Source organism: Kribbella sp. NPDC049174 (genome assembly GCF_043197365.1).
Classification (GTDB): Bacteria; Actinomycetota; Actinomycetes; order Propionibacteriales; family Kribbellaceae; genus Kribbella.
Map to the genome: position 1 here is coordinate 1 of NZ_JBICSZ010000024.1, position 12,604 is coordinate 12,604.

11 protein-coding genes are annotated in these 12,604 nt (G+C 67.0%); 4 read left to right on the plus strand and 7 right to left on the minus strand.

Annotated elements, in window-relative coordinates:
• Positions 1 to 185 precede the first annotated feature (185 nt).
• Positions 186 to 425 carry a hypothetical protein gene (locus ACGFIF_RS44160; RefSeq protein WP_393163921.1) on the plus strand — a complete coding sequence of 80 codons (240 nt, stop codon included), beginning with the start codon at positions 186 to 188 and terminating at the stop codon, positions 423 to 425.
• Here the strand turns inward: ACGFIF_RS44160 and ACGFIF_RS44165 are convergent.
• From ACGFIF_RS44165 to ACGFIF_RS44180, 4 genes are all read right to left on the minus strand, one after another.
• A complete protein-coding gene (locus tag ACGFIF_RS44165; RefSeq protein WP_393163923.1) occupies positions 422 to 2,524 on the minus strand; it encodes a type IV secretory system conjugative DNA transfer family protein in 2,103 nt (700 codons plus the stop codon). The two genes, ACGFIF_RS44160 and ACGFIF_RS44165, sit on opposite strands and share 4 nt — an antisense overlap.
• Positions 2,517 to 3,314 (minus strand): hypothetical protein, encoded by a 798-nt coding sequence (locus tag ACGFIF_RS44170; RefSeq protein WP_393163925.1) that lies wholly within the window; start codon positions 3,312 to 3,314, stop codon positions 2,517 to 2,519. Before ACGFIF_RS44170 ends, ACGFIF_RS44165 begins: the two co-directional genes overlap by 8 nt.
• Before the next feature lie 415 nt (positions 3,315 to 3,729).
• A complete protein-coding gene (locus ACGFIF_RS44175) occupies positions 3,730 to 5,640 on the minus strand; it encodes a hypothetical protein (protein ID WP_393163927.1) in 1,911 nt (636 codons plus the stop codon).
• A 119-nt stretch (positions 5,641 to 5,759) separates the two neighbouring features.
• A complete protein-coding gene (locus ACGFIF_RS44180; RefSeq protein WP_393163929.1) occupies positions 5,760 to 6,035 on the minus strand; it encodes a hypothetical protein in 276 nt (91 codons plus the stop codon).
• 424 nt (positions 6,036 to 6,459) lie between these two features.
• Here ACGFIF_RS44180 and ACGFIF_RS44185 point away from each other — a divergent pair, with 424 nt between their 5' ends.
• The 3 genes from ACGFIF_RS44185 to ACGFIF_RS44195 all read left to right on the plus strand — a co-directional run bounded on the left by ACGFIF_RS44185 (position 6,460) and on the right by ACGFIF_RS44195 (position 8,949).
• Entirely contained in the window at positions 6,460 to 6,837 is a 378-nt protein-coding gene (locus tag ACGFIF_RS44185) for a hypothetical protein (RefSeq protein ID WP_393163931.1), read from the plus strand.
• A gap of 335 nt (positions 6,838 to 7,172) precedes the next feature.
• The gene (locus ACGFIF_RS44190) at positions 7,173 to 8,078 is read left to right on the plus strand and encodes a ParA family protein (protein WP_393163933.1); all 906 of its coding nucleotides are present in this window, start codon (positions 7,173 to 7,175) and stop codon (positions 8,076 to 8,078) included.
• 133 nt (positions 8,079 to 8,211) lie between these two features.
• Positions 8,212 to 8,949 (plus strand): hypothetical protein, encoded by a 738-nt coding sequence (locus tag ACGFIF_RS44195; protein WP_393163935.1) that lies wholly within the window; start codon positions 8,212 to 8,214, stop codon positions 8,947 to 8,949.
• A gap of 211 nt (positions 8,950 to 9,160) precedes the next feature.
• Here ACGFIF_RS44195 and ACGFIF_RS44200 read toward each other — a convergent pair whose 3' ends face one another.
• The 3 genes from ACGFIF_RS44200 to ACGFIF_RS44210 form a co-directional block, all read right to left on the minus strand.
• Complete coding sequence (locus ACGFIF_RS44200; RefSeq protein WP_393163937.1) at positions 9,161 to 10,786, minus strand: ParB/RepB/Spo0J family partition protein; 1,626 nt, start codon at positions 10,784 to 10,786, stop codon at positions 9,161 to 9,163.
• 498 nt (positions 10,787 to 11,284) lie between these two features.
• A complete protein-coding gene (locus tag ACGFIF_RS44205; RefSeq protein WP_393163939.1) occupies positions 11,285 to 11,749 on the minus strand; it encodes a hypothetical protein in 465 nt (154 codons plus the stop codon).
• The gene (locus ACGFIF_RS44210) at positions 11,746 to 12,267 is read right to left on the minus strand and encodes a hypothetical protein (protein WP_393163942.1); all 522 of its coding nucleotides are present in this window, start codon (positions 12,265 to 12,267) and stop codon (positions 11,746 to 11,748) included. Before ACGFIF_RS44210 ends, ACGFIF_RS44205 begins: the two co-directional genes overlap by 4 nt.
• Positions 12,268 to 12,604 lie beyond the last annotated feature (337 nt).

Consider the following 12,604-nt stretch of genomic DNA (forward strand, 5'->3'; position numbering starts at 1 on the left):
GGGTCGGGTCTTGGGCGGAGCCCAGGTGTCTTCCGGGTCTCGGCCGGCTTTGTTGCTCGACGCGACCTTAAGGGTCGGGTAGCTGGACGCTGTCCAGACGATGAGTTTGAGGTTCGCGCACCTGATGTGCCGATACAGAGGTAGGCCGGGTGCGGATCCCGGCGTCTGGACCGAGGGAGTACGGCGTGAAGCGGAACGGCGAGGTCAGCAGGCGGGCGCAGCGTGGGCGCCGGTCGGCTGGTCAGATCCTCGCCCTCGGCATCTCGTGGACGTCGGTGCTGTTGGCGGTCGGCGCGATCGGGCTCGTCGCGCTGGTGATCGTGTTGTCGCCGGACGATCGCCTGGCTGCCCTCGAGCAGCTGGTCGAGATCGTCCAGGCCTTGTCTGAGGCGCTGCAGGCGCTGGCGAACGCCGTATCGGGTTAGCGAGCGCCGGCTTGGTCGTCGTCGGCCGCGGCGCTTGATCCGAACAGGTCGGCCAGTTCGTCAGGGCTGAGTTCATCCCGGCCGGTGGAGGCCTGCGACTCGGTCGGCACTTCAGTACCGACCGGATCCGGTCCAGCCGGGGACAGGACGTCGACGGGCCTCTGGGCCGATGTCGGCGGCTCGACCACGGGGGCAGGTGCCGGCGGAAGCTGGGGCGCGAGCGCGACAGCAACCTGGTCTTGGGTTCGTTCCGGGTGGGAGACCATGACGATGATTTCGCCTTGGCCGAGCTCTTTCAGCTCGTTCGGGTGGACTCGGAACTTGTCGACGTACCGCAGGCTGCCGACGCCGCTGGCCGATGTGGTGATCCCGAGGCTGTCGCGGTCGTCGGTGACTTGGAGGGTTTCCTGGAAGCCCTGGACGGTGCCGATCCACTTGGCCCACTCGTCGGCCGAGTCGCCTTTTTGCTGGTGGAGGATGATGACGTTGCCGTTGGTGCGTACGGCGTCGTGGAACTCGTCGGAGACTGCGCGCAGGTCGGCGACGCTCTGGGTTGCGATGCCGGCGATGATGCCGGCGCTGCGGGCGCGGGCGTAGAACGCGTGGAGGGCGGATCCGCCGAGTCCGGAGAACTCGTCGACGATGACGAAGCAGCGGCGGCCGGTGTGCCGGAACCCTTCGTTCTGGAGCCGGTCGCTGAGCAGGACGAGGTCCTGCAGCGCCAGGTTGCCGATGCGTCGGGCGGCTGACATGTCGGCCGCCGCGTTCAGCGAGAAGATCACGTAGTCGCCGTCGGCGATCGCCTGGTAGAGGTCGAGCCCTCCAGGCTCGTCGACCAGTACGGGTCCGGCGGCGCTTTCGCTGATGCCTGCGAACCGGTGGTAGATCCCGCTGACGGACTTCACCAGGTTTGAGTCACCCTCGTCGACGAGGAACCGCTGCACGTCGGCGCCGACCTGGGCCGACAGGGAGCCGGCGACTCGGCCCATTCTGGTCGGGTGCAACAGCTCGACCAAGTCGGTCAGGTCGCGGCGCCAGGCGCGCCGACGTCCGCGGGTGTCGACGTGCTGGACCTGCTGCTCGACCAGGTCCAGCAGGGCACGGCAGGCGAGGTGGAGCCACCGCTCCCCCACCGCCCGGTAGAAGGGTTCGGAGAATCCGCCGTCGGCTGATGCGGCCTCGGTCTGCATCAGCTTGTTGCTGATCTGTGCGGCCGTTCCGTGGCGCAGTGGGTTGTACGTCGTAGTCGCTCCGCGGCCGTCGGCGGTGATGACGTGAACCCGCTTGCCGGCTGCGGCTGCCATCCGGCGGCGCGCCTCGATGACGTCTGGGTCACCCTTGAGGTCGAACATGATGTGCGGGTTCCGCAGGTGTGCCGCGGCAGGTGAGGCTGTGAGTTCCCAGGTGAGTCGGTCGACGGTGGTGGTCTTGCCGAAGCCGGTAGGGCCGACGATCAGCATGTGCAGGGACACGCTGCTCCCGGGCAGGGTGTAGGTGTCGGCGTCGGAGACGCGGGCGCCGAGGCGCAGCTCGAGCTCGTCGGTGCTGGGTACGTGGATAACAGGGCCGGGCCGGTCGATCGCGGCGACGGTGGCGGCGACGGCGGTGGGGTCTGCGTTCTGTGTCACTTCGCGGAAGTCGGCGTGGTACCGCTGCCGGCGCCACAGGATCCCGAACGCGATCGTGGCTGCCAGGGTGACAGCCACAGGGAGCTGCTCGGCGATCCACAGCGGCCACTTGGCTGCCGCGGCCGCCCGCAGGTCGGCCAGCGGGTTCCCGGGACCGTTCGCGAATGCGTCCCAGGCCTCGACGTACGGCTTGGCGTACAGCCTCCAGACGGTCGCCAGTACGACGATCACGGTCGGGATGAGGGACAGGAAGAACAGCTTCCGCCCGGGCTGCTTCCGCAGCCCGGGGACCTTGTGTACGACGTACACGGCCAGGATGCTCACGAGGGCGACGACGGGGTTGAACAGGCCCGCGACGGCGGCCGCTCCGCGGCCGATGGCAGCCAGGTCGGTGGTCTCGCGTTCGCGGACGGTGCCGCTCTTCGGAAGCCGCGGGCGGTTCTCTATCTGTCCTCGCACCTGCTTACTCACCGTGACCATCCTTCCGGTGTGGAGCCCGCCCCTGCGAGGTGGAGGTCGCAGGACGAGGAGCGATGTCTCTCCAGCGTTCGACGGAGATCTTGCGGGGTCTGCCGAGCTCGGCGGCCTTGGCGTTGGCTTCGGCGGCCGCCGCTTCGACGATGGCTGCCACTGCCGGGACTGCGTAGTACCGGACGCCGGTGATGTGGTCAGCGTAGATGTAGGCGAGCATCAGTCGGACGAGTCGGCGGCTGTCCTTTCGGCTGGCCTCGAGCTCGTGTGCCCAGACGGCACCGGTGGGCGCGATAGTGACCATGTCTGGGTAGAGCCAGCGCAGCGACCGTCCGGTGCCGAGGATCCGGACGGAGTACCGGGGGTCCTTCGGGGACCCTTGGTCCGGGGTGTCGATCCGTCGGATCTCGCGCTCGGTCAGGATCTCGTGGGTGGGTTTATCCACAGCCACGGCACGGGCGATTGCGACCATTTCGTGGTCGTGGCGGAAGTCGGCGAGTCGGGGCGTTACGACCCGGCCTCCGACGCCGGCGAGTGACATCCCTTCGCGGGTCAGGCTCCAGGCGCTGGGGAGGTCGTGCACCATGCGCGTCGACTCGACGAGGCCGATTTCCTTCATGCCTCGGAGTCGGCGCTCGGCGGCCTTGAGTGGGGCGGATTCGCCGCGGGCGGTGAACTCCTCGCAGACCTGGGCAGCGGTCGCGCCTCGCCAGCGTCCTAGCCAGGTCAACCACTCGACGTCTCGATGGGTGACCTGCCAGCGCTTGCCCACGCCCTGCATCCCGGCCACTCGCTACCTCCCAGCTCTCCGACCGTCCCCGGCCATCTACGCACCTAAGTCAAAGTCTTCAATTCTTTCCCTTGCTTTCCCTATTCTTTCCTTCCCTTGATCTTTCCTTCCCTTGTTTTCCTTCCCTTGTCTTTTGCTTTCCTCAGTTACCTCTATCTACATCAGCACTCGTCACAACCTAGTTCCTCTGACCCACACCCACCCCCATTTCTCCTTGTCCCAGACCGACACCTCCGTCCTTGTCGTTGGAGGAGGGAGGTGTCGGTCTGGGACAAGGTTTGCCGCAGGTAGGGATGGGGGTGGGTGTGGGTCAGAGGAACACCCCAGGAACACTCTAAGAGCACCCTACAGTAGCCCGGGACCATCGGTCACGGGCTGAATCTGACGCGTTTCTGAGCGTCTCGAATTTTGTTGTCTATGACGCGAGCATCACCTCGCGGTCGTACAACTCAGCGTCTGCGCGACGCGACCACAGGAGTGCGCGGCGACGGTGGCGATCGCCCGGCTGCAGGTCGTTGTAGATCTCTTTCCAGGCCTGCTGCCGGAGTGCTCGTTCGGCTGGTGGCAGCTCCCGCCACCAGCGGGCTCGGCGTTGTCGATCGGCCGAAGCGCGTCGTAGCGCGCAGCGCTGTCGGCCGGCCTCCCAGCGCTCCCGGAACGCCTGTCGGTTCGCGGCCCGGGCCGCCCTGAACTCGAGCCTCTCGGCCGCGTGCTTGCGACGCAGCGCCCGCCAGGTCGACCAACCGGCCGCTGGGGCCGCCGGCGTCTTGCGGCAGCCTTCAGTAGTCCACTTCGTACCCCTGCGAGTGAGCAGACCTCTGCGGCACAGCTCCGTCATCCGCCCTGTCAGTGACTGTTGCTGCCGGGTGCTCAGAGATCCGTTCTTGGGTTCCTGGTAGCCAGCCTTCTTCCGTAGCTCCGCAGGGGTGCACAGGCCGTGGAGGGCGGAGGTTATCCACAAGCTCAGGCTGCCGCGGGGAAGGCCGACCCAGAGGGGGTGCGCGGGCGGAGGGGTGTGACAGCTCGGTGGGTGAGTTAGTGACCTGGTCGAGAAATCGACGGCCAGGAGGTTCGGTGCGTAGGTGTTGGCCTGGTCTCCCTGTCCCTCCTCCGAGGCGTAGTCGAACCTCTCCACCAGCACCAGCAGATCGGCCTCACACAGCCGACGGAGGGCCTTGCGGCACGTCTGCCGGTCAAAGCCCGTGTCCTCGGCCAGAGAGCGCTCAGAGGCCGGGACGGCCCCTAGCGTCCTGGCTGCCGTGCAGTACTCCGTTACGACCGCCACGACCTGCTCCGCGCTGTGCCGTTCTCTGGTCGACCAGGCGTCCCACAGCTGGCGGACGGCGCCCACCATGGGGAATGTCAGCCAGTTCCAGTCGTAACCGTCTGTGAATGTTCGTGGCAGCCGCGGCCCGGAACCGAGCTCCAGTCGCGGCGGCATTTTGGCCTCCGCCCACACGTAGGTTTCCCACCACGCCCGGCCTCTCTGACGGGCTTTGGCTCCGATGAGGTGAGCCGGATCTGCGAGTACCTTCCATGCCTCGCCAGGGCCGTATCCGGCCGCTTTGAGCTCAGCCGTGGCCAGCAGCTCGGCTGCGGAGCGATCGGCGCCGTAGGTCCGCCCAGGGTGGCGAAGCCGCGGCCAGAACGCCGGCGACAGCGGCACCATCTGCTCGGGTGATGGTGTCCCGCTGGCTGCCATTGGCGCTGGCCGGGGCCTTCGAATGGCGGCCACGCCGAGACGGTGGCTGCCGGGGCCGTTGCTGAGGAGCTCGGACAGGAGCCGAGAGCCATCCGCAGGTGGATGGCTCAGCCCGGTTGTCCTGTGAGGTGCTGCGAGAGGGCGCAGCGTTGTCCGCCAGTCGAGCTGAGTGGCAGACAGCTTCCACGTACGGCGCACCTCAAGGACTTGATCGTGCAGCACCGGCATCAGCTCACCCGCGACAGCCACCAGATGCAGGCGGCCCGGGCCGCCTCCTGACGATCTCGAGCACCACCAGACCGAGTGGTCGTCGCACCACTGCACGAGCCGGTGGAGCGTGGCGGCCGCCGTTTCTGCGTCGTCGAGGTCGACGTCGATGGCTGCCACCCCGGGGGCGAGTTCGGCGAAGTACGACACGCCGAGGCCGGCGGCGACTGCGTCCCGTGCGGCGTCGAGTGATCGCACGGTCGCTACGAGGTCGTTTGCTGCGTCGATCAGGCGTACGGGGGTACGGAAAAGCAGGCGATCAAGCTCTATGGCTGCCGACACGTCGGTAACCGGAGCTTGCGGTTTCAGGGTGTCGTGAGACACTGAAACCGTCGCCGCCTGCGCAGGCGGCAGCACAACGGCCCTCCTTTCGGCGGGTCGAGCGGTGGAACCGAGCGAGGCAGGGCTGCGAAACTCAACCTCGTTCTCGGACTTCAGTGGGGCGGCTGCCAGCTAGCAGCCGCCCCTTGTAGTTGTCAGCCAGTCTTCGTGGCTGTCTTGTCCTCCTCGTCATGGGTGGCGTCGGTGGCTGCCACTGCTTCAGGCAACGGCGTGAAGCCGCCGCCTGGGCGCAGCTGGATGAGCGAGCCCTGGGCTTCTACGTCGTCCCACCACTCCGGAAGAGGGGTGTTCTCGTCGTAGGTCTCCAGGTCTCGGCGGACCAGCTCGACCAGATACCAGGACGCAGACTTCTGCATCGCCTCCAGGCGGGCCGCGAACCGTGGCATCAGGTCCACGGGCACGTTCGCCATCTGCCGGTAGGTGGTCTTACCCGGCACCGGCGTGAAGTCGCTGAATGCGCCCGCGTTGGGGCGCCCTACGGGTCGTCCTGATCTGGGGCGCATGCGCACAGCATTCCGGATTCTGCAACAGATCTCGTGACGGCACGCCGGAGTAATGCAACAGAACTGACGCGTGGCGGCTTCCCCGGATGGGCCCTCGTGGGGCTTCCTAGCAGGTCTGACGTCGGGCCTGCGATGGCTGCCAATCAGCGCGGCGGAGACCGGCCGAAGCGGCAGCCACTCACCCGCCGGCCTCTCCTGGTGCACTGGGCCTGCCGGACCGCTCAGGCCTTCGGCCTGGTCGATCCAGGCCCGGGCGGGTCGGATGGCTGCCACTCGCCCGCCCGACGGCGGTCGCCAGCTTTCGCCTGCCGCTGGCATGCCACCATCTGGCATGACCACTTACCGAGTACCGGTGCAGCTGCGCGATGTCCCTGGACCTGACGCCGCGCCGGCATTCCAGGACGTCAAAGACTTTTGGGACCAGCTGGTCGACGCCTTGGGGACGTTCGCGCGCATCGGGTCGTCGTTCGACGCTGACATCAGCGTTGACGCGGTGAAAGCAGTGAACGACCTGCGCCACAACGTCTACGTCGTCATCCAGGATCCGGGCGCGGCCGGCGTACCGGTGCTCGAGGGTCAGCAGGTGACCGGCGCGGCAGCCGCGCAGCGCGTAGTCGAGTGTGCACTTGTGCAGATCGGCCACACCGACGACACGGCGAAGGTAGACACCGACAGCGTCGCCGAGCTGCAGGACCCGACCGGGAGCTGAGCGGGAGCGCGGGGGTCTGGGTACTGGAGGCCCCACCCGCAGGTGGGCCAGACGCGATTCCCATGGTCGCTCATTAGAATTAAGACGAGTCGCAACTTATTTCATGAGATATCATGCGCGTTATCTCGCGTGTCCTACTTGCCAGACACAGGCGCGTGGATGATGGCGAACTGTCATGCCGCCTACCGCGAGGTACTGCCGGTGCTACTTTCTTCGCTCTGTCATCCACTTCATTGCTTGTGGTTTCACTCGGCTTGTGCCTCAGTACCTCGTGCGGGGGATCGGCTGCAGACCTCGACCGAATAACGTGTGTCGTCGTAGACATCCACGGTCGCGTGGCTCTATACAGGAAGGGTTCGCTTACCCGCCGCAGCAGGGGACACATCGCCGTGACTGACCTATCACCCGCCAGCTTCAGCGCCGACGCTCCCGCGGAACCCTCCGCTAGGACGCACATTGCGCCTGTCGATAGGCTCCGCGAACTCGAACTCGGGATCCCAGACGATGAGCTGGCCAAGTTCCTGTCCAGCCTCATTGTGACAGTCGGGGCCTCGAAGGGCGGCGTTACGAAGACCACTCTCGCGCGGGAGCTCGGCTGGTGGCTCGACGCCGTCACCGTCGACCTCGACTGGGACCTTGGGGGACTGACCAGGCTCCTGGGCTATCTGTACGAGAACCGGAAGAATGCGCCGTTGCTCGACGCGTTCGATACGGGGCGGACTCCGAGGCCGTTGAAGGGTGGGCCGTATAAGTCGGACTTCGTGCCGGCGCATCCGGATCTGTCAGAGAACCAGCCGACGATGGATGACACCTCGACGCATCTGGAGCGCTGGAGCGGAGATTGGCAGCGCCCGGTTCTGGTCGACACTCATCCCGGTGGTCACCCGATGGCGTACGGCGCGATGCGGGTATCCCGAGTGATCGTTGTGCCGACGCTGCTCGAGCATCAGTCGCTAATGGCGTTGGAGGGGCAACTCGACGAGATGCGTGAGTACAACATCCTCATCATCCCGACAAAGGTGCCACCGACGCCGAGTGCGTTGATGATCGACCGCTTGCAGAAGATCAGCACGAAGTTCGATGTCCCGGTGGGTCCGCCGATCAGCCGTGTTGAGCCTTTGGCTCGTCGGACCCTCTCGATGGCGGTGTCGGCCAAGCGGCCGGTTCCGAGGCAGTACGTGCAGTTCGTGGATGACATGAGGGCAGTGGTGAAGGCGGTGATCTTGCATGGTCTCGGGTAGTCAGCAGCCGAGTGGGCTGGATTCTCTTCGAAGTCGGCGTGAGCGCAGGACTCGGGCGCCTGGGGCGCCGAAGTTCCCGAAGCCAGGTACTGGCGCGGGGGAGGAGCACGAAACGGCTGAGGAGCACGAGCCCGTGGCCGCGACTCAGCCGCCGGCGCTCGAGGTAGCGGCTGCACCTGCTCCCGACGATCGCCACGCGAGTGGTGATCCAGCACCTGGGGTGCAGGATCAACCGGAGATCGAGCGGCCCGCCGCGACCACTGCCGAGGCTCCAGCCGCGGTGACCGACCGCCCGGCCGAAGTCGCGAGCCAGCGCCGCGCGACAGACCCGGCCCCTGCTGCCTCGCCGCCTCCGGCTCGGCCAGCCAAGGCACAGCCTTCGAGCCGCGGCAAGGTGGCGACGTTGGCCTTGCCGGATCTGTCGATTGATCCGGCCGATCCGTCGGCGTTGCTGCCGTCTCCGACGTCGATGAGTATTCCGGGGTCGATCATGCGCCGGTTCGAGGCGGCACGGGACCAGGCACCGAGTCATACGGTGCTGGTTCTTGATGCGATCCGGGCCACGGTCCACGATCTGCCGGATCTTGTTGTGAAGAGTCGGCCTTCGGCAAGGCCTGGTGACCTGTTTCCGGCCAGGCCGGCGGGATCGGCGGGTACGACGGTGTCGACGGGTGGTCAGCCTGATCATCTTGAGCAGCTTCGGCTTCGGCCCACGGTCGCTGAGCTGGTCGTGATCGATCGGCTGTGTGACTGGGTGACGGCTCATCTCCGGGCGTTGTCTCCGCGGGCGCGGAAGGTGAGCCGTTCGGAGCTCGTGTCGGTGGCTCTGAGTGCCTACTTGCCGCCGGCGTCCTCGCAGCGGGCTGGCTAGTTCTTCGTTCTTTCTGGGGCTGTCCTGACGCGTGGGGTTGCTCTGACCGGGTGCCTGTGGCAGAGGGCGGCAGCTTCGTGGTCGAGGGTTCGATGCCCTCGACTTCGACTCCCGCGCCGCGTTCCTGGGGCGGAGAGCGTGGCATGATGCGGCGCATGATGAGGGGCCGGGACACTACGAATGTCCCGGCCCTTCGTCGTGTGTTCGCGTCCTAGCTGGCGTCTACGTCTTCGACCGGGTCTTCGGCGTCGACCTCGGTCGCGGGTTCGACGGGCTCCTGGGGTAGGCCAGCGGCGAGCCGTTCGACCGAGCATGCGGGGTAGCCCTGGTCGATGATGAACCGCAGGTAACCCCGCTGGGCGCATCCCTCGCTCGGGTCCTCCTGACGCCACGAGTGTCGGTTGAGCGCCTTCTCGTTCCCGGCGAGGACCAGCGCCAGCAGCAGCACCATTCGCCGCTTGTCGGTGACTCCCTCAGCCAGTTTCTGCAGCGCCAGCCGACGCGGCGCGGGCATCGTCTGCCATGCGGGCTGGTCCTCGTTGCCTGGCTCGACGCCGAGCCAGTCAGCGGCCAGCACGTGGCCGTCGCGGAAACCGTCTGCGACGGCGTACTGAGCGAGCAGCATTTCGCCGGTCAGGAACTCCATCGCGCCTTCCGGAGGTGTCTTGCGCTGCAGGAGCTTCTGCACCCAGTCGCGCCGGATCGGCTCGGCCGCGTCCCACTCCCTGTTTCCTGCGATCACCCGGCGGCGGTCCGCCTTCTGGGCCTCCTTCCGCTGGGCCTCGCGTGCCTCGCGGTCTTCGTCGGCGGCCAGTTCCTCCGGCGCCTGCTCGGGCCTCTGCGGTCCGGGGTGCAGTTCGTTGGCCTGGTCGCACACCGCGACCCCCTCCAGCCGCTCCTCGGAGGGCAGAGCGTCGGCCTGCTCTCCCTCGGGCAACGCGTACACGTCCGTGGTCAGCGTCCCGTCAGCCTTGACGAAGTACTCGACGTCTTCGATCACCATCGCGTGGCCGGGGCAGTCGGCGTGCTGCTCGGCGGTCAGAGACTCGCCGGTTTCGTCGCGCAGCTCTGTCACGTAGCGCACCGAGTCGTGACGGCTGTAGCCCACTGATTCGTCGGTCACCCGGATGCCTTGGGCTTCCAGTTCTGCCTGGACCTTCGCGCGCTCGGCCGCGAGCTCGTCCTCGGCCTTGTACGCGCGGATCACGCCGTCGATGTCGTCGTGCCAGCCGCGATTCACGTAGTGCAGCAGGCGGGCGACTCGCGTGGGGTTGTCCTCGAACTCCGCGATCTTGGCGGCTGTGATCAGGTCGAGGCCGTCGTTGTCGTCCAGCATCGCTGTGCCGGTCTGTGACTTGCCGAGCTTCTTCGCGGCCCGGACCTCGGTACGCGGGATCTGCAGCTCGGCGGCGATGTCCTTCTCGGCCATCCCGTACAGGCTCAGCTGGTACGCCGAGTTCGCGTGCTCGCTGTCCGTCATGCCTTGGCGGTAGGTGTTCTCGGCGCGTTGCCGGATGATCCGTGCGATCTCCTCGGCGTTCGAGTCGCCTTCCGGACCGGTCACGATCACCGGAACGAGGTCGCGCTCAGCCGCGATCGCCGCGAGCGTGCGGCCTTCGCCGTACCGGACCCGCACCTGCCCCCCGACGGCGCGGACCCCGATGATCGGTTGCAGGACTCCGACGTTCGCTACGCTCCTGATCATCTCCGGGTCCGGTTGGATCTCGCGGATGTTCTTGTCGGTCAGCAGGGTGCGGGGGTCGTGCCACTCAAGTGACCAGTCCGGCGTCTGCTGGGTGGTCTGCTTCTGGTCGTTGATGTTCTGTACTTCAGCCACCACGTGACTAGCTCCACTCCACCAGTCGGCGGGAGTGTCAGCCTTCGTCAGGCCGACTTTCTTCCTCCCCCTCCTGGCGCGGAACTCACCACCCGTAAGCGGCCGGGGGTCAACCGCCGGCGACGCGCGTGGGCGCAGCGCAGCGGAGAACACGCGCCTGGGTCGACGGCGGTTGACCCCCGGACGTGTCGGGTGATGATGGAGAGCCAGGAGGGGGAGGAAACGCTCTTAACAGCGCCGACGAAGTCGGCTCGTTCGTGCGGCCGGAGGCCGGCTGGATCGTGTCTTTGAGGGTCAGGCTTCTGCCTGCGTTTGCCCCGGCTTGCTGATCGGGCCGGTCTCCCAGTGTCCGGGGTGTGTCATCGGGGGCGTGGGGGACGAGAGCGGCAGCCCGTGTCTTCGGGCTCGATGCCCGAAGACACGGCACCCGGCCTGCGGCAACGCAGCTTGGGGGAGGCCTCGATTCGAGCGAGGCCTCCTCCCAGCCAGGTCACATCGTCAGGTGCGGCCTCGGCATGAACAGCTGGGGTGGCAGCGGGTACGGCGTACTCGGAGCCAGCGCGGCGGCCACCTGAGGGGCTTTCCTTGCAGGATTCGGCGCGCCTGGCGGGCAGTGAGGTGCTTGCCCAGCGGCAGGCGGGCCTGGGCAACGATCAGGTCGGCGACGTCGGCCGAGGACGCTATTTCTAGCTCGGCGCAGTCGATCCCGAAGGTTTCGCCCTGGTCGTCGGCGCCGATGTTGAACTCGTCGGTGTGGCCAGTGTTCGGGCTCTCGGGCATGCGGTAATCGCCCGGGCCAGCAACGGCCGCGTACACGGTGCGTGGGTGTTCGCCATCCCAGCCGGTGTGCCAGGCTCCGGCGAAGATCGTGGCGACCCCTCCGCCGGTCATCTCGACGTACGCCCATACTCCGCGTTCGTGGATGCGGTCGACGATGTCGTCCAGGTCCAGCCAGCCGATCATGCTGCGCCTGCCTTGCTGCGGTGCCAGGTGGCCAGTTCGGTCCAGGTCTGGAGTGCTGGGCCGGTGTGCTGGGGCCGGTCGAGCGACCGTACAAACTTGATGATGTGCAGGAGACCGTGAAACGGGAGGGCGTGAATGGAGCTCGTGTCACCGTGGCTGAACCGGATCTGGTGCCAGACGGTCAGGACCGGTTCGCGGTCGAGTCGCTCACGCGCGCGCCAGACGGTCAGATCCCCGATCCATCCGCTTCCGTACGCGCCCGTGCGTACGACGTATCGGTACTGAAGGTCGTCAGGTTCTGCGGTGTCGGGCGGGAAGTCGTCGCGGAAGTGATTGCCGTCGGGGTCGGTCTCAGCGAACTCCCGGTAGTTGGTGGCGGTAGGGATGGCGTGGTTCTCGCGGCAGCTCTCGATCCACCCAGCCAGCGCGGGGACGACTCGCTCGGGGGACGCCCAATCGGTGACGAATGCGCCCTCGTGGTCGTCGCTGAAGATGCCTAACACTGCGGGTACGCCCATCATGGGCCTCCGGTTCCTGCCCGGCGGCGGGAGCGTCAGCCCTATGGCTTGGCCGACTTTCTTCCTCCCCTCCTGGCACGTGGAACGAAGGGTCGTAAGCGGCCGGAGTGCAACTGCTGAAACCCCGAAGGGGCCGCCGGAGGCGGGCGGTTGCGCGGAGGTCGTGTCGGCCCATAGTGGGCGGGTCAGGAGGGGAGGAAGCTTTGTTCAGCGCCGACGAAGTCGGCTCGTTTCCCGGCGTTCTGTGGCCGGCCGGGATCGTGTCATTGACCTGTGACGAGCTGACCGCCTGCAGGAGTGAGAAGAACGATCGGGGCTCCGCCCCGAACCCCGCCCT